This is a genomic window from Chryseolinea lacunae (assembly GCF_016735595.1).
In the GTDB taxonomy this organism is placed as follows: domain Bacteria; phylum Bacteroidota; class Bacteroidia; order Cytophagales; family Cyclobacteriaceae; genus Chryseolinea; species Chryseolinea lacunae.
This window is the reverse complement of record NZ_JAERRB010000001.1, coordinates 754,627-775,359: the sequence shown is the minus strand read 5'-3', so window position 1 is coordinate 775,359 and position 20,733 is coordinate 754,627. Positions and strand designations below refer to the sequence as shown.

Annotated in this window: 22 protein-coding genes; 17 read left to right on the top strand and 5 right to left on the bottom strand. The window is 51.1% G+C overall.

From position 1 onward, the window contains the following. Window positions 1–3: 3 nt before the first annotated feature. The 8 genes from JI741_RS02950 to JI741_RS02915 all read left to right on the top strand — a co-directional run bounded on the left by JI741_RS02950 (window position 4) and on the right by JI741_RS02915 (window position 7,586). Complete coding sequence (locus JI741_RS02950; RefSeq protein WP_202007225.1) at window positions 4–723, top strand: RluA family pseudouridine synthase; 720 nt, start codon at window positions 4–6, stop codon at window positions 721–723. A gap of 290 nt (window positions 724–1,013) precedes the next feature. Continuing rightward, a complete protein-coding gene (gene rplM, locus JI741_RS02945) occupies window positions 1,014–1,457 on the top strand; it encodes a 50S ribosomal protein L13 (protein WP_202007223.1) in 444 nt (147 codons plus the stop codon). Between the two features lie 4 nt (window positions 1,458–1,461). Further along, window positions 1,462–1,848, top strand: a complete 387-nt coding sequence (gene rpsI, locus JI741_RS02940; RefSeq protein ID WP_202007221.1) for a 30S ribosomal protein S9 — start codon at window positions 1,462–1,464, stop codon at window positions 1,846–1,848. 12 nt (window positions 1,849–1,860) lie between these two features. Beyond that, entirely contained in the window at window positions 1,861–2,631 is a 771-nt protein-coding gene (gene rpsB, locus JI741_RS02935; RefSeq protein WP_202007219.1) for a 30S ribosomal protein S2, read from the top strand. A 114-nt stretch (window positions 2,632–2,745) separates the two neighbouring features. Next, window positions 2,746–3,579 (top strand): translation elongation factor Ts, encoded by an 834-nt coding sequence (gene tsf / locus JI741_RS02930; protein ID WP_202007217.1) that lies wholly within the window; start codon window positions 2,746–2,748, stop codon window positions 3,577–3,579. 96 nt (window positions 3,580–3,675) lie between these two features. Beyond that, window positions 3,676–5,028 carry an NAD-dependent succinate-semialdehyde dehydrogenase gene (locus tag JI741_RS02925; protein WP_202007215.1) on the top strand — a complete coding sequence of 451 codons (1,353 nt, stop codon included), beginning with the start codon at window positions 3,676–3,678 and terminating at the stop codon, window positions 5,026–5,028. Between the two features lie 124 nt (window positions 5,029–5,152). Then, window positions 5,153–5,863 carry a head GIN domain-containing protein gene (locus JI741_RS02920; protein ID WP_202007213.1) on the top strand — a complete coding sequence of 237 codons (711 nt, stop codon included), beginning with the start codon at window positions 5,153–5,155 and terminating at the stop codon, window positions 5,861–5,863. A gap of 319 nt (window positions 5,864–6,182) precedes the next feature. Beyond that, window positions 6,183–7,586 carry an MATE family efflux transporter gene (locus JI741_RS02915; RefSeq protein ID WP_202007211.1) on the top strand — a complete coding sequence of 468 codons (1,404 nt, stop codon included), beginning with the start codon at window positions 6,183–6,185 and terminating at the stop codon, window positions 7,584–7,586. Between the two features lie 39 nt (window positions 7,587–7,625). Here the strand turns inward: JI741_RS02915 and JI741_RS02910 are convergent, their stop codons facing one another. Then, complete coding sequence (locus tag JI741_RS02910; protein ID WP_202007209.1) at window positions 7,626–7,904, bottom strand: hypothetical protein; 279 nt, start codon at window positions 7,902–7,904, stop codon at window positions 7,626–7,628. A 251-nt stretch (window positions 7,905–8,155) separates the two neighbouring features. On the opposite strand from JI741_RS02910, the gene JI741_RS02905 reads away from it, so the two are divergent. The 3 genes from JI741_RS02905 to JI741_RS02895 all read left to right on the top strand — a co-directional run bounded on the left by JI741_RS02905 (window position 8,156) and on the right by JI741_RS02895 (window position 9,608). Beyond that, a complete protein-coding gene (locus JI741_RS02905) occupies window positions 8,156–8,293 on the top strand; it encodes a hypothetical protein (RefSeq protein ID WP_202007207.1) in 138 nt (45 codons plus the stop codon). Between the two features lie 5 nt (window positions 8,294–8,298). Further along, window positions 8,299–8,982, top strand: coding sequence for a (d)CMP kinase (gene cmk / locus JI741_RS02900; RefSeq protein ID WP_202008097.1), 684 nt, complete (start codon window positions 8,299–8,301; stop codon window positions 8,980–8,982). A 62-nt stretch (window positions 8,983–9,044) separates the two neighbouring features. Continuing rightward, the gene (locus tag JI741_RS02895) at window positions 9,045–9,608 is read left to right on the top strand and encodes a DUF502 domain-containing protein (RefSeq protein WP_202007205.1); all 564 of its coding nucleotides are present in this window, start codon (window positions 9,045–9,047) and stop codon (window positions 9,606–9,608) included. Here the strand turns inward: JI741_RS02895 and JI741_RS02890 are convergent. From JI741_RS02890 to JI741_RS02875, 4 genes are all read right to left on the bottom strand, one after another. After that, on the bottom strand, window positions 9,605–10,390 hold the full coding sequence (locus tag JI741_RS02890; RefSeq protein WP_255534515.1) for a J domain-containing protein: 786 nt from the start codon (window positions 10,388–10,390) through the stop codon (window positions 9,605–9,607). The two genes, JI741_RS02895 and JI741_RS02890, sit on opposite strands and share 4 nt — an antisense overlap. A gap of 89 nt (window positions 10,391–10,479) precedes the next feature. Beyond that, window positions 10,480–11,295: a J domain-containing protein gene (locus JI741_RS02885; RefSeq protein WP_202007204.1), complete on the bottom strand. Its 816-nt coding sequence runs from the start codon at window positions 11,293–11,295 to the stop codon at window positions 10,480–10,482. 54 nt (window positions 11,296–11,349) lie between these two features. Continuing rightward, window positions 11,350–12,531 (bottom strand): tRNA 2-thiouridine(34) synthase MnmA, encoded by a 1,182-nt coding sequence (mnmA, locus tag JI741_RS02880; RefSeq protein WP_202008095.1) that lies wholly within the window; start codon window positions 12,529–12,531, stop codon window positions 11,350–11,352. Window positions 12,532–12,548: 17 nt separating this feature from the next. Continuing rightward, window positions 12,549–13,805: a peroxiredoxin family protein gene (locus JI741_RS02875; protein WP_202007202.1), complete on the bottom strand. Its 1,257-nt coding sequence runs from the start codon at window positions 13,803–13,805 to the stop codon at window positions 12,549–12,551. A 107-nt stretch (window positions 13,806–13,912) separates the two neighbouring features. Here JI741_RS02875 and JI741_RS02870 point away from each other — a divergent pair, with 107 nt between their 5' ends. From JI741_RS02870 to JI741_RS02845, 6 genes are all read left to right on the top strand, one after another. Then, complete coding sequence (locus JI741_RS02870) at window positions 13,913–15,037, top strand: CaiB/BaiF CoA transferase family protein (RefSeq protein WP_202007200.1); 1,125 nt, start codon at window positions 13,913–13,915, stop codon at window positions 15,035–15,037. Between the two features lie 188 nt (window positions 15,038–15,225). Then, window positions 15,226–15,666: a division/cell wall cluster transcriptional repressor MraZ gene (gene mraZ / locus JI741_RS02865; protein WP_202007198.1), complete on the top strand. Its 441-nt coding sequence runs from the start codon at window positions 15,226–15,228 to the stop codon at window positions 15,664–15,666. A 128-nt stretch (window positions 15,667–15,794) separates the two neighbouring features. Further along, a complete protein-coding gene (gene rsmH, locus JI741_RS02860) occupies window positions 15,795–16,739 on the top strand; it encodes a 16S rRNA (cytosine(1402)-N(4))-methyltransferase RsmH (RefSeq protein ID WP_236675847.1) in 945 nt (314 codons plus the stop codon). Window positions 16,740–16,744: 5 nt separating this feature from the next. Further along, window positions 16,745–17,161: an FtsL-like putative cell division protein gene (locus JI741_RS02855; RefSeq protein WP_202007196.1), complete on the top strand. Its 417-nt coding sequence runs from the start codon at window positions 16,745–16,747 to the stop codon at window positions 17,159–17,161. Continuing rightward, window positions 17,151–19,241: a PASTA domain-containing penicillin-binding protein gene (locus JI741_RS02850; RefSeq protein ID WP_202007194.1), complete on the top strand. Its 2,091-nt coding sequence runs from the start codon at window positions 17,151–17,153 to the stop codon at window positions 19,239–19,241. The genes JI741_RS02855 and JI741_RS02850 overlap by 11 nt, the downstream gene beginning before the upstream one ends. Before the next feature lie 25 nt (window positions 19,242–19,266). After that, the gene (locus tag JI741_RS02845) at window positions 19,267–20,730 is read left to right on the top strand and encodes a UDP-N-acetylmuramoyl-L-alanyl-D-glutamate--2,6-diaminopimelate ligase (protein WP_202007193.1); all 1,464 of its coding nucleotides are present in this window, start codon (window positions 19,267–19,269) and stop codon (window positions 20,728–20,730) included. Window positions 20,731–20,733: the final 3 nt, after the last annotated feature.

Sequence of the window (20,733 nt, the reverse complement as noted above, 5' to 3'; positions counted from 1 at the left end):
TCCATGAAAACTCCGAAACTAAAATTTGAAGACCTCATCATCTTTGAGGACAACGACATTGTTGTCGTGAATAAACCTCCGTTTTTGTCAACGCTGGAAGACCGTCACGAAAAGCAAAACCTGCTGGCCCTGGCGCGGGGCTACACAGGCGACGCACAGGTGGCCCACAGGCTCGACAAAGACACGTCGGGCGTGCTTGCCATTGCCAAAAATCCTGAAGCCTACCGCCACCTCAGCATGCAGTTTGAGCACCGCACGGTGGCCAAAATCTATCACGCCGTGGCCGACGGCATCCACAACTTCGACCACCAGCTGGTAGACATCCCCATCCTGAAGCAGGACGACGGCGTGGTGAAGTTGAGCAGGAGGGAAGGAAAACCCGCGCAAACCTATTTCACGTCGCTAAAGCCCTACAAACACCACACGTTGATAGAATGTCAGCCCGTAACCGGCCGCATGCACCAGATTCGCGTGCATCTGGCATCGCTGGGTGCCTCCATCAGCGGCGACGACATGTATGGCGGCAAGCCATTTTTCCTGTCGAAGATAAAGCGCGACTTCAACCTCAAAAAAGATACGGACGAGCAGCCTTTCATGAAACGGATGGCTCTTCACGCGTTTCAGCTCCACTTTCAGGACCTGGCGGGAAATGTGCAAAAAATCGAGGCGCCCTACCCCAAAGACCTGTATGCGCTGGTGCGCCAGCTGGATTTGAACGATTAGGCCTGAAGAGTAGCGAATTTGCGGGACTGAAAAACCCTGAAAAGGGGGTGGATCGGGCGTTGGGATGTAATAAATCAAAAAGTTTTTCCACCTGAATCCGGTGTTTTTTACATTTACGCCCCCGGCGCAAAACCGTTCATAAACAGCTAATTATTATGTTTTATCCGGATTGCGCAAACGGGGCCACTATTCAAAGTTCAGGATCAGCTTGCATTTCAAATAATGGCGATTTACCTTTGTGTCCCTTTTTGAAGGGGGTAGTGTATTTAATTTGATTTATAACAACTAAAATGGATCACAATAGCTATAAAACAGCCTACGCATCCAAAGCCACAGTAGAAAAAGGCTGGGTCGTGGTTGATGCAAACGGTCAGGTACTCGGTCGCGTAGCGAGCCAGATTGCCCACATCATCCGTGGAAAACACAAAGCAAGCTACAGCCCGCACGTAGATTGCGGAGACAACGTTATCGTCATCAACGCCGAGAAGGTGAGAATGACGGGTAAAAAATGGACCGATCGCGTGCTCTTTACGCACTCCGGTTATCCCGGCGGACAGCGCGAGCACACGCCTACGATGATCCGTGCAAAGCACCCTGAACGCCTCATTGAACATGCCGTTCGCGGTATGCTTCCTAAAAACAAGCTGGGCAGTGAGCTTTACAGAAGCCTTCATGTATATGTAGGTGCAGAGCATCCCCACACAGCGCAACAACCAAAAGAAATAAAGTTCTGATTCCATGCAGATTATCAACACAATCGGTAGACGAAAGACCTCCATCGCACGGGTTTACATGAAACCTGGCAAAGGAGACATCATAATAAATGACCGCGAGCTGAAGGAATACTTCCTTTCTGAAATTCACCAAACCCTGGTGAAACAAGCGCTGGCAGCATTGAAGTTGGAAGCCAACTACGATGTTACCGTGAATGTTGAAGGCGGTGGCGTGACAGGACAAGCCGAAGCCGTGCGCTTGGGCATTGCGCGGGCACTGGTGGAAATCAGCCCCGAAAACAAACCTACCCTCCGCAAGGAAGGTTTCATGACACGCGACTCCCGTATGGTTGAGCGTAAGAAACCCGGTAGAAGAAAAGCAAGAAGAAAATTCCAGTTTAGCAAGCGTTAATCGATTACGAGAATGGCTGAAAAATTAACATATCAGGAATTGTTGGATGCAGGTGTACACTTTGGTCACCTTACCCGCAAATGGAACCCGAAGATGTCTGAGTACATCTTCATGGAAAACAACGGTATCCACATCATCGACCTGAACAAAACATTGGGCCGCCTCGAAGAGGCTACCTTTGCCCTGAAGAACATCGTTCGCTCAGGCCGTAAGATCATGTTCGTGGCAACCAAGAAACAAGCCAAGGACATCGTTACGGAAGAAGCAAAGCGTTTGAACATGCCGTTCGTGACTGAACGCTGGTTGGGCGGTATGCTCACCAACTTCGCCACGATCCGCAAGTCGCTCAAGAAACTCGCGCAAATCGAGAAGCTCATGAAAGACGAAGCCTTCACCAACCTGGCGAAACGCGAACGTCTCATGGTGACTCGCGAAAAAGCAAAGCTTGAAAAATTATTGGGCGGTATCGCCGACCTCAACAGACTGCCTGCAGCGCTGTTCGTGATCGACGTGAAACGCGAACATATCGCCGTAACCGAAGCTCAGAAACTGAACATCCCCGTGTTTGCACTGGTGGATACAAACTCTGATCCTTCTGGCGTGGATTTCCCGATCCCGGCTAACGACGATGCTTTCAAGTCTATCTCTATCCTCACCAAACACATTGGTAAAGTGATTGAAGAATCGCTGATGGAGCGCAAGAAAGACAAGGAAGATGCGGCGCACAAGAAAGACGAGGACGAGAAAAGACGCGTTGACGAAACCGTAGAAGAAGCAAAATAATAGAATACTTATAAACGCTTTTGGTTCGTCCTGCCGCTTTGCAACACATAGCCGGTAGGACGATCTGTTTAAAGCCAGCCCTAATTTCTAAAAAAGTAAAATCACAAAATAATTATGTCAGCAATTTCAGCACAAGATGTAAACAAACTCCGCCAGATGACCGGCGCCGGAATGATGGATTGTAAAAAAGCCCTTACCGAAGCCGAAGGAGATTTTGAAAAAGCTATTGAGATCCTGAGAAAGAAAGGACAGAAAGTTTCGGCTTCCCGTTCCGACAGAGATGCAAAAGAAGGTGCTGTGTTCATCAGCGTGAGCGACGACAAAAAAGAAGCGGTACTCATCGCCCTCAACTGCGAAACCGACTTCGTAGGCAAAAACGAAGAGTTCCAGTCGCTGGGCAAGCTGATCGCTGAAACAGCATTCAAAAATAAACCTGCCGACAAAGAGGCTCTCCTCGCGTTGAAAGCAGGCGACCTCACCATCAACGACAAAATTGTGGAGTTGGTAGGAAAGATCGGCGAGAAGATTGAAGTGAGCGAGTATGTGCACATGAAAGGCGAAGCTGTAGTGGCCTACATCCACGCCGGTTCGAAACTGGGTGTGCTCGTGTCGCTGAAAGGCGTGAACGGCAAAGACGTGACCGAAGCTGGCAAGGACGTGGGCATGCAAATCGCAGCCATGAACCCTGTGGGCATCGACGAGAAATCGGTTGACTCGAGCCTCATCGAAAAAGAACTGGAAATTGCCAAGGCACAGATCCTGGCCGAAGGCAAACCTGCTGCCATGGTCGACAAGATCGCACAAGGCAAGCTTCAGAAGTTCTTCAAAGACAACACCCTGTTGCACCAGATCTTTGTGAAAGACAACTCCAAAACGGTAGCCCAATACCTCGACGGCGTTACCAAAGGTTTGACTGTAGCAGAATTCAAGCGTATAGCCATCGGATAATTTTCCGCTGTTAATCGATAAAGCGAAAGCCAGGTGATGAACCTGGCTTTTCTTTTTGGCGTTAACGTAAGGTAATACGACCCTAACTTTTCGCCCATGCTAAAATCCATCAACCCTTTCGATCAAACCGTCGTGGCGGAGTTTCCCCTCATGGAGACATCGCTTGTGCAGCAGAAAATAGACAAGGCCGGCATGGCCTACAAAAGCTGGAAGCGCACCACGTTTGCCGACCGCGCAGCCCTCATGCAAAAGGCCGCCGCGTTGCTCAAGGCCAACAAAGAAGAATACGCCCGCACCATCACACTCGAAATGGGCAAAGTGCTGACCGAAGCCCGCGCCGAAGTGGAAAAGAGCGCCGGTGCTTGCGAGTTCTTTGCCAACAACGCCGAAAAATTTCTCGCCGACCAGGTCATCGCCACCGATGCACGCCGCAGCCTGGTGTCGCACCACGCAACGGGTGCCATACTGGCCGTGATGCCCTGGAACTTTCCGTTCTGGCAGGTGATACGCTTCGCTGCTCCCGCACTCATGGCGGGCAACGTAGGCCTGCTCAAGCACGCCTCCAATGTGCCTCAATGTTCGCTGCTGTTGGAGAAAGTGTTTCACGAAGCGGGCTTCCCCGAAGGCGTGTTTCAATCCTTACTCATAGAGAACAAAACCCTGGAAGACATCATCAAGTCCGATGTGGTGCAAGGTGTTGCCCTCACCGGAAGTGAGTTTGCCGGCACACAAGTGGGCGCGATAGCGGGCAAGCACATTAAGAAAACAGTGCTTGAGTTGGGCGGGAGCGATCCCTTTATTGTGTTTGCCGATGCCGATCTGGAAAAGACAGCCAAGATTGCCACACAATCGCGCATGCAAAATGCAGGGCAGTCGTGCATCTCGGCCAAGCGCTTCATTGTGGTGGAGCAGGTGAAAGACGAATTTGTGAGCCGCTTCGAAGCGAACATCAAAGCGTTGAAGCAAGGCAATCCTTTCGATGCCCACATCACCACCGGCCCGTTGGCGCGTGTGGATTTGGCTGAGACGTTAGAAAAACAAATGAACGCTTCCGTAAAGCAAGGCGCACGGCTCGTCACCGGAGGTCAACGGACACAAGGAAATTTTCAACCCGCATTGATCGACCACGTGAAGCCCGGCATACCCGCCTTCGACGAAGAAACATTCGGCCCCCTCGCCGCCGTCATCACCGCGCGCAACGAAGAAGAAGCCGTGGCCCTGGCCAACGCCAGTCGCTATGGCCTTGGCGCGTCCATCTGGACACAGGATATTGAAAAAGGCGAACGCTGGGCACGCGAAGTAGAATCCGGATCGGTGTTCATTAACGCGCTCATGAAATCCGACCAGCGACTACCCTTTGGCGGAACCAAAAAATCGGGTTATGGGCGCGAGCTTTCCGAAGCCGGCATCAAAGAATTTGTGAATGTGAAAACCATATCCATCGCATAAGATCCCGATTTTTTGGGAGAGGAGGGTCCGCACGAAATGCGGGCCTTTCTTTTTTTTAACAACCCATAGGGGTATCCGCATCGTGGGTTGTCCTAAACCCGAAACCCACTTAAAAAGACCCCTTATGAAAAAGTATATCCAACCCCTCTTTATGTTCACGGTCGTGTTGCTGGTGCTGTCTGCGTGCCACACGGAAGATCCCGGGCCACTTCAGGAACGAACAAAAGATTATTCAATCATCGACTTCGATCGCCTGGAAATGGGGAGCGCGTTCAACATTCGCGTGGAGCAATCGACAACGTTTGGCATCGAGGTGAAAGGCGACCGTCGCAACATCGACGACCTGGAAGTGTATAAAAGCGGCAGCACACTCATCATTAAGTTCGACAACAACGCCAATCGCAAACACGACACCTACATCACCATCTCGATGCCCCGCTTGCGCGAAGTGAATTTCTCCGGCGCCACCGTGTCGAAGATTGTGGGCTTCGAAAGCGATGAAGACCTGAGTCTTTATCTTTCGGGTGCGTCAGTGTCGCAGCTCAGTGCGGGCTATCGCAAGGTGAACCTCGTGTTGTCGGGCGCGTCAACCCTGAACCTCTTTGGCCTGGGCGACGAACTGAAGGCCGATGTTTCGGGCGCGTCTGTGCTCAGTGCATTTGATTTTCCGATAGGCAAGGCCGATGTCAACGTGAGCGGTTCCAGCAATGCTAAAATAACGGTGTCTGACGAACTGAAGGCCACGGCGGGTGGTGCCAGCGCGATTCTATATCGCGGCAGTCCCGTGGTGGTGCATGCCGATGTTTCGGGTGCCAGCTCCGTTCAGAAAGATTAAGAAAGAACAACCCCGTATACAATTCTTGTTCGCTGCAAAGGTCGGTGTCCGCCGGCCTTTGCGTTTTTATTCCGTTTCAGAATCACCACGCAACCCGTGTGAAATGCCGTGGTGTTTGAATCTTTTTTTGAAATTGTATACTTGAAAGTCAAACCTTTCCGCCATCTTTATCGTAAGCCAAATTTCAAACGTAAAATTCTTTTTGTGTCCATGAGCCTGACTTTCTAAATGACGGGTACGTCCCGTCTCTTTCACCCAAGCCCATCCGAACGGGGCCTCTATTGTTATTTTGTTTTATTTCTTAAAGTCATTTCTCTTCATGTCAGGATCAAAAGTCAGTTCATTCATACGTCTGTTCAAGCAAGCCATTAAAGGCGATCAACAGGACTATACTACATTAAGTATCGACAAGGCAATTTTTCTGCTGTCCATCCCCATGGTGTTGGAGATGGCGATGGAATCGTTGTTTGCTGTGGTCGATGCCTTCTTTGTCGGCCGCTTGCACGACAACAGCGCCGTGGCCACGATCGGTCTCACCGAGTCGATGCTCACGTTGATCTATTCGGTTGCCATGGGCATGGGCATGGGCGCCACGGCCATGGTGGCGCGCCGTGTCGGCGAAAAAGATATCCCTTCGGCCAGAGTCGCGGCCTCGCAGGTGATCCTGGTGGGCATTGCCGTGTCGCTGGTGATCAGCGTGGTGGGCATCTTCTTTTCCGAAGACCTGCTGCGCCTGATGGGCGGCAGCGAAGCGCTCATCGAAAAAAATTCGGGCTACACACGCTGGATGATCACGGGCAACATGTCGATCATGATGTTGTTCCTGATCAATGGAATTTTTCGAGGCGCGGGCGATGCTTCCATTGCCATGCGGTCGTTAATCCTGGCCAATATTTTCAACATGATTCTCGATCCGATTTTTATTTTCGGATGGGGACCGATCCCTGCGTTTGGTGTGGAGGGGGCCGGTATCGCTACCACCACCGGCCGAACCATCGGCGTGGTCTATCAGGTATATCACCTGGTGAAAGGCAGTGGCATCATTCAGCTCACCTGGAAACATATGAAACCCAAGTGGGACATCATCTGGCGATTGGTGGTGGTGTCGTCGGGCGGCACCGGTCAATTCCTGATTGGGTCGGGCAGCTGGATTTTTCTGTATCGCATCATGTCGTCGTTTGGCGAAGAAGCTCTTGCAGGCTATGTGTTTGCCATGCGCGCCATTGTGTTTGCTATATTGCCCGCGTGGGGCATGGCCAACGCCGCCGCCACGCTGGTGGGGCAGAACCTGGGAGCGGGTTTCCCCGATCGCGCCGAGAAGTCGGTGTGGCGTGCGTCCTTTTTGAATATGATTTTTCTGGCGGTCGTCACGGTGGTCTTCTTCACCATGGCACGCCCCATCTTGAGTTTGTTCACCACCGATGAAGTGGTGATAAAGCACGGCATAGAATGTTTGCAGATCGTGTCGCTGGGCTACATCTTCTATGCCTATGGCATGGTGGTGGGACAATCGTTTAACGGGGCTGGCGATACGCGCACGCCCACCATTGTGAGCTTTGTGGGCTTCTGGCTTTTTCAGATCCCGTTTGCTTACCTGCTGGCGCTCTATTTCCAGGTGGGAACGATAGGGGTATACGCCGCCATTTCTGTGGCCGAATCGCTTATGGCCGTGGCGAGCATTCTTATCTTCCGCAAAGGAAAATGGAAGGCCACGAAAATATAGAATAGCTTCGCCGGGTTGTTGTCTCAACCCGGCGAAGTTTTATTTGGGTTGATCTTCTTTTTTCGAGAAAGCAGCTTTGAAGGCTTTGCCCAACTCGTCGCCGGCTTTCTTAAGACTGTCTTCCACTTCGCGCCAGCGTTCTTTGTTCTCGGCATCGTTGCGGAATTTTTCGCCGGCCACTTTCAATTCTTCATACTTCAGTTGAAATTCTTTCTGAAGACGTTCGCCGGCTTCGTTCAGCTCGACCATAAAGTCATCCACCTTCTTGCCAAAGTTCTTGAATGTCTTTTCGTTCTTTCCAGGTTCGTTCGTTTCCATGCGCTACGTTTGATTTTGGTACAATTTATTAAAAGCCCGACACTAAAAATATGCCGTCTGTCAGGGTTTAGGGCGGACATTTGTCACCGGCAGGCTTCCGCAGAACTAAACGCCCACGCCATGCCACGGGTTTCGGTGGGTTGGGGGCTAAGGCCGGGTGTTATTCCGCTCAACGACCAAAATAAAGTGACGGATTAAAAGAATTGTGCCGGCATTTGCCCTATTTTTGGTCAAAACAACACACTATTCCTGTGAAGAGAATTGTTCGCCTTTCGCTCCTGCTCGTGCTGGTGCTCCTGGTGGAAGCCTGCTCGTCGTCGCATCATCCCAAGAAGCATAAAAAATTGAAGCCCGGAAAGCCCATTCCCTGCCCTCAAAAAGATTGCTGATGAACCTGCGCAAAATCGTCATTGCCATCGACGGATATTCGGCCTGCGGCAAGAGCAGCACGGCCAAGGAAGTTTCTAACATTTTGGGATACCGCTACATCGACACCGGCGCCATGTATCGCGCGGTAACGCTCTACTTTCTCGATCATCACGTGGCCACCACCAATCCAAAAGAAGTGGGCAAAGCGCTGCAAGACATACACATTTCGTTCAAGATCAATTCCAAAAACAAATCCGAGACCTACCTCAACGGCCTCAACGTGGAGAAAGCCATTCGCACCATGCGTGTTTCAGAAATGGTGAGCCCCGTCAGCACCATCAAAGACGTGCGCGTGGCCATGGTGGAACAACAACGTCGCATGGGCAAAGAACGCGGCGTGGTGATGGACGGCCGCGACATCGGCACAGTGGTTTTTCCCCACGCCGACCTCAAGGTGTTCATGAACGCCGACTTGCTTACCCGCGCCTTCCGGCGACAAAAAGAATTGCTGGACCGCGACCAGATGGTGGACCTCGACGAAGTGGTGGAAAATATTTTGCAACGCGACAAGATCGACACCACCCGCGCCGAAAGTCCTTTGCGCCAGGCCGAAGATGCCGTGGTGCTCGACACCACCCACGTGACCCTCGAAGAGCAAGTGGACGAAGTGGTGCGCATGGCCCTGGCCAAGATGGTGATGCCGCACTAGTGCGCAGCAACACCCGGCGTGTTTTTGATTTGTGGCAGAGAGATTAATTTTTATTCACCCCCATGGATAGTACCTTTCGACGCTTTCTTCGCTACTTCTTTAGTGGAACACTTTTCATTGTGCCGCTGGTAGCTACCGCCTATTTCATTTTTGTATCCTTCCGGTGGCTCGACAGCCTGCTCAATCTTCCCTATCCCGGGCTCGGCTTTGCCATCATCCTGGTGGCCATCACCGGCTTTGGTTATCTCACCACCAACTTTGCCTTCCGGACATTTGCCGATTGGTTTGACCATGGCATGAATAAAATTCCATTGGTGAAACTGATCTACTCGGCGGTGAAAGATTTGCTGGGCGCATTTGTGGGCGACAAGAAAAAATTCAACAAGCCCGTGCTGGTGAGAATAAACAAAGACAACAATCTTTTTCAAATCGGATTCATCACGCAACCCGATCTGTCTGATCTGGGGTTGAACGACATGGTGGTGGTATACTTCCCGCACTCCTATGCGTTTTCGGGCTATCATTATTTTGTGCCCAAAGACAGCATTCAGCCCTTGAATATTTCCGGCCCCGCAGCGATGAAGTTTATCGTGTCGGGTGGCGTGAGTGGATTTAAGGAGAACTAAAAAATATAGAACACGAGTTCTGCCGCCAGCAGAAGCGGCGGCAGAAAGCGAAACACATAAGCCGTATACGAAAATTTGCGTCGGCTTGCTATGAAGGCCGCTGAGATCAGAATGAGCAGAGGCAGGAGAGGTGTACCCAAGACGGGATATATTGTTTTGATGTTGCCGTTGCAAACGGCGTAACTCTTAATAGTTCTTAATATAGGCGTTGCCATGATGATGATCGGTTCTTTTTCCGCAGCATAATAGTCGTAGTTAATGTGAAGTGCATTCGGGACTTCATACGTTGCGTGGTCTGATTTCATGAAGCTGGTATAGGTTCTTGTGCTTCCGTGCCGTCCACCACCTGAACCTACTTGCCAACCCACGATAGGGATGTCGGTAGAAATATGAGCAGGGAGATAACGATCCATGATCACCAGAAGAGCAAACGCTAAAATTGGAAAGCTAAGCAATCTCCCCAACCTGAATTGAGTGTGCTGGCGCCGAACTTCCGTTTCCTGGGCCTCGCGCACGGTCTCCGCTTTCTGACGAATGTATTCACGTCTATAAACCTCTCGCGGGTCTTCTTCATAAATCGTTTCTTCAGCCGGTGCCTGATAAAAACGATTGTCGTATTGAGATTTCTTTTCTGGGTCCGACAATACATCATATGCCTCGTTAAGTTTGAGGGTGAACTCGCTTGCCTGTTCCGAAGAATTTTTGTCGGGATGGTATTGTTTGATAAGCGAACGATACGCCGCACGAATTTCTTCGCTTGAAGCGTTTGATGAGAGGTTCAGAATTCTGATAGTAGTCCAACGAGTCGAAAGATTATGCTTCTAAGATAGTAGATTCCCGGAGAGTTGGAAAAGATCGCATGCTCGCCGTCTTAACGCGTCAGAATTTCCATTAACGCGATGATCACAAACGATACCTGCGCGCAACTGACCACATAGGCGAGCTGCGAAAATCTACGATGGAGCATCAGGATGAGCGTGGTCGCTAAAAGTGGCCACAACATCAGGTCCTGTTCTTCGTAAGGTGGCGTGCTCAAAGGGAACTCAGGCTGCAAATAGCCGTCGTTTATCGCCACGGTTTTTAGTTTGTGAAGAAACGGAGAGCGTTTAAACACGACGGGTATTTCGGGATCATGCTCGTAGTCATAGTTAACCTGAATTCCGGGCGGCACTTCGATCGTGAGTATGGGGGTTCGTAGGTACGTTATGATTTCACCGCCCGTAACGGTCACTTGCCACCCGGTAACAATTTTTTCGTTTAAGCGCGCTGCGGGCAAATAACGATCAAGCAATAGAAAGATGGCCAGCGGAAAGATGCCAAAGCTCAATATTCGGGAGATGATAAAGACCCAATGTTTGCGCAGAAGCTCTTGTTTGCGCACCCGTCGTGCTTCCTCCCGTTCCTCTTCCCGTTTCCGTTTCACGTATTCGCGGCGGTATACTTCTCTTGGATCTTCTTCGTGCACGGTTTGTTCCACGAACAGATACTGAAACCGTTGGTCATAGGTCCATCGCCGCGCAGGGTCCGATAAAACTTCGTAGGCCTCATTGAGTTTCAGGGTGAACGCCTGTGCTTCGGGGGAAGAATTTTTATCGGGGTGATATTTTTTGATGAGCGTGCGGTATGCAGCCTTGATCTCCGCCTCGGAGGCATGCTGTGAGAGATTCAGAATCTGATAATAGTCCAACGAGTCGACAGATTATATTCCCCAAAATAGAAAAAGGAAACAAACATTTCAGCTTCAGGAAATCACGCCCGAGCCCACCAGTTCTTCGCCATCATACCACGCAGCAAACTGACCGGGTGTGATGCTTTTCTGCGGCATGTCGAAAGCAATGTAGAGGCCTTCTTCTTTTTGATGAAGCGTGCAGCCCACAAGCGGTTGACGATAGCGTATGCGCGCAGAATACCGTCGCGACTCGCCCACGTTCAATTTCAGGTCTTCCCGTATCCAATGAGCATCCACGTTTGGCACAAAGAGCGCCTTGCGATAGAGGCCCGGATGATCTTCGCCCATGCCGGTGTAAATCACATTCTTTTCGGTGTCGGTGCCAATCACAAACAACGGTTTTTCAAAGCCTCCGATGTTAAGGCCTTTGCGTTGACCGATGGTGTAGTAGTGCGCACCCTTGTGTTCGCCAATCACGTCACCTTGTTCGGGCGACAACTCAAAATGAGCCGAAAGATTTTTCAGGTCGTCGGGAGCATAACCGTTTTTAAACACGGGAGCATCCGCATCGATCTCAATGACTTTTCCGAGTTTGGTTTGCAGGCGTTGTTGTAAAAATTCAGGCAAGTGCACTTTGCCCACAAAGCATAAACCTTGCGAATCTTTTTTATCTGCCGTCACTAAATCTATCTTCTTCGCAATGGCACGCACTTCGGGTTTCAGCAATTCGCCGATGGGGAACAGCGCTTTCGAAAGCTGTGCCTGTGTGAGTTGACAGAGAAAGTAGCTTTGATCTTTGTTGGGATCTTTTCCGCTCAGCAATTGATAGACTGTCTTGCCATCTTTTTCAAACGAAGCCTTGCGCGCATAATGACCGGTGGCCACATATTCGGCGCCAAGCTTCAACGCGGCTTGCAAAAATATATCAAACTTGATTTCGCGGTTGCAAAGCACATCGGGATTGGGTGTGCGTCCCGCCTGATACTCGGCAAACATATAGTCAACAATGCGCTCCTTGTATTCTTTGCTGAGGTCAATGGCCTGAAACGGAATGCCCAGGTGTTGCGCCACAATCATGGCGTCGTTGCTGTCGTCAAGCCAGGGGCATTCGTTGCTGATGGTTACGGTGTCGTCGTGCCAGTTCTTCATGAACATGCCAATCACTTCATACCCCTGTTCTTTCAGCAGGTAGGCCGTAACGCTGGAGTCCACTCCGCCCGATAGTCCAACAACAACACGTTTCTTCATTTGTATCTTCAATCTGGTTTTTGCTACTGAGGTGTTACCATAGAAGTGGCATTCTCGCGCAAAAGTTCATTGATGGTTTCATTAAAATGCTGCACAAACTGCTCGTAATAAAGACCCGTGCCCGGTCCGGAAAAGCCGGTGTGAATTTTCTTCACCTTGCCGTCTTTGCCAATAAAGATAGTAGTAGGGAATGCCACCACCTGGTTCAACATCGGAAGGGTTTCTGATGCCTTGGCTTTGTCGTTTGTCCCGCCAATCACAAAGTCATATGTTACGTTCAGCTTCTCGGCCATTTTCTTCACACGCGTGCTGGCATAGGTGAAGTCGTCTTTGCGTTCGTAGGCCATGCCGATAATTTCTACGCCGCGGTTTTTGTTTTCACGATACCACGGTGCAAGAAATTTGGTTTCGTCCATACAGTTGGGACACCATGTGCCAAACAGCTGGAGGATCACCACTTTGTTTTTATACTTCTCGTCGGTGAGACTGATTTTCTTTCCCGTCACATCCGGAAAGCTGAAGGCAATGGTTTCGTATCCTTCTTTCAGGAACGTGAGTTTTTCGGCATCGGGCAAGGCAGCGTTTTCATTTTTCTCGCCCTCCCAAAATTCCATCCATGTTTTGCCTGAGTAGTATTCGCCGGCCAGCTTGCCTTCTTTGGTTTTGATGGCCGTGAAGATGAACGCGTGGTTGCCGTCGAAGGCGCTCAGTTGCATCATGCCATGGGCCACGTTGCCTTGCAGGTAGCGATAGTCGCCGGTGGGTGTAAGGAAGGTTCCTGTCACGCTATCGCCGGTTTGTTTGAAGATGCCTACTGCAACAGTGGTGTCCGATTCGTGAATGAAGTTCACGGCATACTTCCCGCTGAAGTCGGGCACGCTGTCTTGTCGTGCATCTTTTTCGTAGCGATAGTGCTGGCCATACACGGCCTGAAACGGAATGTTATAATTTTTCTCGTAGTTCTTGATAAATTCACCTTGCAGGGTGTCGCCGTTGATGCGGGCTTTGATGTTGGCGTCGAACACGTGCAGCACAATATCAATGGAGTCGTCGGTCACGTTCACTTCGTCCAGCAGCAACCGTTCTTCGGCATTGCGGATATAGATGTCATAGCCATCGGCTTTGTCTTTTTCAATTTCCAGGTTGAAGGGGAGAAGCTGGCCTTGAATTTCAATGGTGGCGCGCCACGTACCGGTCTTCAGCGCTTGTGCCGATTCCTTTTTTGCGAGACATCCCGCCAGGCTAACGATGCTGAGGGCAGCAATAACAATTCTGTTCATTTTCACGGTTTTGTAAAGGCCAAAACACAAAAATGCGAGAAATGATTTACAATTTGAGGCGAAGTAAGGATTTTGAAAGGAATCGGCCAGTTCAAACGATGTAGATCATGTTTCAGCACCTCAAAGTATTGGAGTTGGCGTCTGTGCTGGCCGGCCCCAGCGTAGGCCAGTTTTTTGCCGAACTCGGCGCCGAAGTGATCAAGGTCGAAAACCCGGCAACGGGTGGCGACGTGACCCGCACCTGGAAAAGTGCTGGCGAACAAACCGACGACCGGTCGTCCTATTTCTGCGCCGTGAACTGGGGCAAAAAATCGATCACCCTCCACCTCGACACCCCCGAAGGCCGAAGCGCCGTGCACCAACTCGCCGCCGCTAGCCACCTCGTGATCGCCAGCTACAAACCGGGCGACGCCGTGAAACTCGGGGTGGACTACGAAACCCTCCGAACCATCAATCCCAAAATCATCTACGGCCAAATCACCGGCTATGGCTCGCACGATGCCCGTGTGGGCTACGATGCCGTGATCCAGGCCGAAGCTGGCTTCATGTTCATGAACGGCGAACCCGGTGGTTCTTCCCTCAAAATGCCTGTGGCATTGATTGATATTCTGGCCGCGCATCATTTAAAGGAGGGGATTCTGCTGGCCATGCTGCGTCAGCAACAAACCGGAAAAGGCGATTTTGTAGAAGTGTCCCTGGTGCAGGCGGCCGTATCGTCCTTAGCCAACCAGGCCACCAACTGGCTGGTGGGTGGCAAGCTCCCCGAAAAGCAAGGCTCATCCCATCCCAACATCGCGCCCTATGGCGACATTTTCAAAACCCAGAACGGCGACGAAGTGATGCTGGCCGTGGGCAGCGACCGCCAGTTTTCAGACTTATGCGACGTGTTGGGGATATTGCCTCTCGCGCAGGACATACTCTATATAAGTAATGTCGCCCGGGTCAACAACCGCCACAAACTCAACGCCCTGTTGCAGGAACACATCGCCCGGCAATCAACCGACACCCTGATCCAGGCCCTGAATCATCGGAAAATCCCAGCAGGCCTCATCCGAAATCTGCAACAGGTCTTCGAAACCCCCGAGGCTGCTGAGCTTTTGCTTCGGTCGGCCGATCGTTTGGGGGTGAAAACCTTTGTGGGCCAGCCTTCTCTTCAAAATGTTTCCCACTTTCTCCCACCGCCTCATTTGGGTGAACACACGGCCGAAATACTGGCAAAACTCCATCTCTAGACGGGTTCTCATTCCCTGATTTCGGATTTCAAACGATTTACCTCCCCGGTTTCGGCTGCTAAAAAGCGCGATTCGGGGGCTTTTTATGTCTAATTGTGCCGAAAAATGAAAAAAGGTGGCGCAAAGTGGTTGAAAGTGGGATAAAATTACATATGTTTGCTTAGGAGAAAAAGACAACCACTACGTCTATGACTTTCTTCACCAGTGAATATGAGAGTAAGCTAGATTCCAAGGGCAGACTTGTGCTGCCATCTCGGATTAAAGCTCAATTGCCCGAAGGGGGGAATGAGCTGGTCGTCCGGAGAGGGTTCGAGCCATGCCTGATTATTTACCCTATGGTGGAGTTCAAGAAGGTCTTCTCGAAAATCTCAGGCTTGAGCGAGTTTAATGAAGAGTATCGCAAACTCCAGCGAAACTTCTTCTCGGGAACCGCTACCGTAGAGTTGGATGCCAACGCGCGGTTTGTGATCCCGAAAAACATGCTTGCCTATGCTCAGCTCGACAAGGACGTGATCCTGGTCGGGATGGGGAACAAGGTTGAGGTTTGGAATCCTTCCGTTTACGAGAAGCACCTGATCCAGGATCCGGGTGAGTTGTCTAAGCTGGCCGAAAAGTATTTGAATGAATAACGGGTTTGTCACCGGTTTTCAAGATACGTACGAGTCGCATGCAGGAATTGTCTTTTCGAGGGAACGGCCCAGGGGCCAGGACCCGGAAAGCTTTTATGATTTAAAGACATGAGCCGAACCGTAGCGCGATGACAAAAAAGAAACCCGAAGAAGGAGCAACCGGTGGCTATCACCGGCCGGTGATGTTGAAGGAGTGCATTGATGCATTGCAGATCGATCCGGAGGGTGTGTATGTGGATGTGACGTTTGGTGGCGGAGGACACAGCCTGAAAATTCTGGACCAATTGAAAGGAGGCCGCCTGATCTCCTTCGACCAGGACGAAGACGCCAGGCAACAGGCAGAGAATATAGAGCATCGTTCTTTCACATTTTGTCAAGCCAACTTCATGTACATGAAGCGGTATCTGAAATTGAATGGCGTAACCCACGTGAACGGCATCCTGGCCGACCTCGGCGTGTCGTCGCACCAGATCGATTCGCCCGCGCGTGGCTTCTCCACACGATTTGATGGCCCGCTCGACATGCGCATGGACCAGACGCAATCGGCCACGGCGGCCAACGTGTTGAACGAGTACAGTGAAGAAGAACTCCACAAGCTCTTTGGCATGTATGGCGAACTGAAAAATGCCAGAACGGCCGCCCGCATGGTGGTGCAGCAACGGGTCAACAAACCCTTCGCGCGCACCGAAGATTTGAAAGCAGCATTGCAATCCATTGCCCCACGGGGCAAGGAGAATAAATATTTCGCCCAGGTGTTTCAAGCGCTCCGCATCGAAGTGAATGCCGAGATGAAAGCGTTAGAAGATTTTTTGCACCAATGCGGCGAAGTGATGGCAGAAGGAGGAAGGCTGGTGGTGATGTCGTATCACTCGCTGGAAGACAGAATGGTGAAGAACTATATAAACAAAGGAAAGGTGTTTGGTGAGGTGGAGAAAGATTTTTACGGCAACGAGATCAAACCTTTTGCAGCCGTGAGTCGAAAGCCCATCGAAGCCTCGCCCGAAGAAATTGAACAAAACAGTCGCGCACGGAGCGCGAAGTTGAGAATAGCAGAGAAGTTAAAAGAACGGTGAACATTATGTTCGAAAACAAATTTAAAATAAAAGACGCGGCACCCCGCAAAAACACCAACCTGAACCCGGTGGCTGCTGTGGGCGTCGCGGGCAGCAGCATGTTTTCGAACCTCGAGAAAAAACTGAAGCTGGAGAGCTATTTCGAAGAAGGTTTCCCCGTGCAGTATTTGCCCAAGATCTTGTTTGTGATGACCCTCGGGCTCATCTACATCAGCAACACGCACTATGCCGAAAAGACCGTGCGCCAGATCAACAGCATACAAGCCGAAGTAGAAGATCTTCGCGCCGACTATACCACATTGAAAGCCGACCTCATGTTTGCCAGCAAGCAATCGGAAGTGGCCCGCAAAGTTCAACCCTTGGGATTAAAAGAAAGTTTGAAACCGCCCTTTAAGATTGAAGTAGAAGAAGGTGAATATTAAGAAGTCCATATTATTAAGAGTACGGATCGCATTTCTGTTTGTGGTGCTGTTTGCCATCGCCGTGGTGGTGAAGACAGGCCACATTCAATTTGTGGAGGGGGAGAAGTGGGCCGCCATGGGCGAACGGATTTCTTTTGACTACAAGCGTGTGAAAGCCACCCGCGGCAACATCTATTCCGACAACGGAAGTTTGCTGGCCACGTCGCTGCCCTTCTATAAAATCGCCTTCGATGCCACGCTGCCCAAAGACGAAGTGTTCAACAGCGGCCTCGACTCGCTGGCCGGCCACCTGTCGCGCTTCTTTGGCGACAAATCCAAAACCGACTACAAGCGCATGTTGAAAGACGCGCGCGCCACCGGCAAGCAATACGTTATCCTGAGCCGCAAACACATCGACTACCAAGACAAGAAAGTGATGATGCGCTGGCCCATCTTCCGCGAAGGCAGATTGCGCGGTGGAGCCATCTTCGAAAAAATAGACGTGCGTTATCGCCCCTTCTCCGGATTGAGCGGCCGCACCATTGGCTATATCAATGAGAACGACAAAGGCGTTGGCCTGGAGTTCAGCTTCAACAAACAACTGGGCGGACAAGACGGGTATGCCTACTATCAAAAAATTGCCGGCGGCATCTGGAAGCCGGTGTTCGACGCCAACAACGTGAAAGCCGTGGAGGGCCTCGACCTGCAAACCACACTCGATGTGAACTTGCAGGATGTGGCCGAAACCGCGCTGCACAAAGCGATGCTGCAACACAACGCCGACGACGGCATGGTGTGCGTGATGGAAGTGGCCACGGGCAACATCAAAGCCATCTCGAACCTCAGCAGCGACGGCCACGGAAACTTTGTGGAGCGCTTCAACTTTGTGACGGGTCAGCTGTTCGAACCGGGTTCCACTTTCAAACTGGTGACCATGATTGCCCTGCTGGAAGACAGCCCCGTAGAATTGAACGACAGCATTGACACCGGCAACGGCGAATACACCTTCTACAATAAAACCGTGCGCGATCACGAAGAAGGTGGTTTAGGTCGGGTGTCGGTGCAGGACGCCTTCGAACATTCGTCAAACGTGGCAATGGCCAAGCTGGTGGATAAGCATTTTGGATTGCGTCCGCAGAAGTTTGTGGACTATGTTGATCAACTGAAACTGTCGCAACCCCTCGGTGTGCAGATTGCCGGTGAACCCACTCCCAAAATCAAACGCCCCGGACAAAAAGGATGGAGCGGCATTTCACTTCCGTGGATGGCCTATGGCTATGGCTTCGAGATCACACCGTTGCACACCCTCGCGTTGTATAACGCAGTGGCTAACAACGGAAAAATGATCAAACCGATTTTCGTGAAGTCGGTGCGCCGTGCCGATGAGGAAGAAGAAGAGTTTGAATCGGAAGTGCTGAACAACAAAATCTGCTCGAGCGAAACACTCGACAAGATGAAGCTGTTGCTGGAAGGCGTGGTGGAACGAGGCACCGCCAAGAACATAAAAGGAACACACTACCGCATTGCCGGCAAAACCGGAACGGCGCAGATTTTGGAAAACGGACGCTACACCAAGAAGTACATCACCTCGTTTGTGGGCTACTTCCCTGCGCACGCTCCGAAATACAGCGCTATTGTGCTCATCAAAAATCCTAGAGGATGGTATCAGTACGGTAGCAGCGTGGCCGCCCCGGTATTCAAGGAAATTGCCGACAACATCTATGCCCGCGACATCAACCTGCACCAGCCTATGGATGTGCGCAAGTTCAAGCTGCAGGATGTGCTGCCGGTGATTCGCGCCGGCAACCAGCAAGAGCTCACCATGCTGTGCAACTCGCTGGGCATATCAAGCCACTCGCAAACCGAAGAGGAGTGGGTGCGCTCGTCGCGCGAAGGCAACGGCGTGAACTGGAAAAAAAGCATTGCCGGCAAAAATTTGGTACCCGATGTGATGGGCATGACCTTCCGCGATGCGGTGTATTTATTGGAGAACTCAGGATTGAAAGTTTTCTACGAGGGCAAAGGCAGGGTGAAACAACAATCGCTTTTGCCCGGCGGGCGAGTGGCCCGTGGAAACAGGATCTTTATAAAATTAGGATAACAGAATTTAATACGAAGAACGTCACGTGCGCGAACTGAAAGACATATTGTATAAAGTTTCACTCACCTCCAGCTATGGCGACATGAATGGAGAAGTGAAAGGCATATGCTTTGACTCGCGCAAGGTGCAGGCAGGTTTTTTATTTATCGCAGTGAAGGGCACACAGTCCGACGGCCACGCGTACATCGCGAAAGCCATCGACCTGGGCGCCACCGCTATTGTTTGCGAACTACTGCCGGACTCCATCAACGAGAAGGTGACGTTTGTGACCGTGAAAAACAGCGCGCAGGCGTTGGGCATCATCGCGTCGAACTACTATGGCAATCCGTCCGAAAAGGTGAAGCTCACGGGCGTGACCGGCACGAATGGAAAAACCACCGTGGCCACATTGCTCTACAAACTGTTCAATGCGCTGGGCCACAAGGCAGGCTTGTTGTCGACCGTAGAGAATCGTATCGTCAAGGAAGTGGTGCCGTCCACACACACCACGCCCGACCCCATTCAGCTCAACGAATTGTTGCAGCGCATGGTGGAGGCCGGATGCACACACGTGTTCATGGAAGTGAGCTCGCACGCTGTGGATCAGGAACGCATTGCAGGGTTGAAGTTTGCCGGTGCCTTGTTCACCAACATCACCCACGATCACCTCGACTATCACAAGACGTTTGAAAACTACATCAAGGCCAAGAAGAAATTTTTCGACGACCTCAACAGCGATGCATTTGCCATTGTGAACGCCGACGACAAACGCGGCATGGTGATGTTGCAAAACACAAAAGCATCGCGCTATTCGTTCGGGTTGAAGAAGATGGTAGACTTCAAAGGCAAGATCATCACCAACTCCATTGAAGGTCTTGAATTGGAGATCGGTGGCAAAAATGTTTGGTTCCGGTTGATCGGCGACTTTAATGCCTACAACCTCTTGGCCGTATATGGTGCCGCCGTGTTGTTGGGCGAAGAGTCTGACGAGGTGTTGACAAAACTCTCGTCCCTCGAAGGTGCTGTGGGAAGATTTGAATTGGTGTTGCCGGGTTCGAAAGTAACGGCCATTGTTGACTATGCACACACGCCCGATGCATTGAAAAATGTATTGGAAACGATAGCACAATTCAGAACAGGAGCAGAGCAAGTAATCACCGTGGTGGGCTGCGGCGGAAACCGCGACAAAACAAAACGCCCGCTCATGGCGTCTATCGCCTGCCGCCTCAGCGACAAGGTGGTGCTTACTTCAGACAACCCGCGCGACGAAGATGCGCTGGAGATCATAAAAGAAATGCAGGCCGGTGTGATGCCGACCGAAGTACGCAAAACACTGGTGATGGCCGACCGCGAGGAAGCTATCAAGACAGCATGCATGATGGCAAAGGAAAACGACATCATCCTTATTGCCGGAAAAGGACACGAAACGTATCAGGAAATAAAGGGCGTAAAATATCCGTTCGACGACCGCGAGGTGGTGGAAAGAATGTTGAAACTATTTGAGAACTAAGGA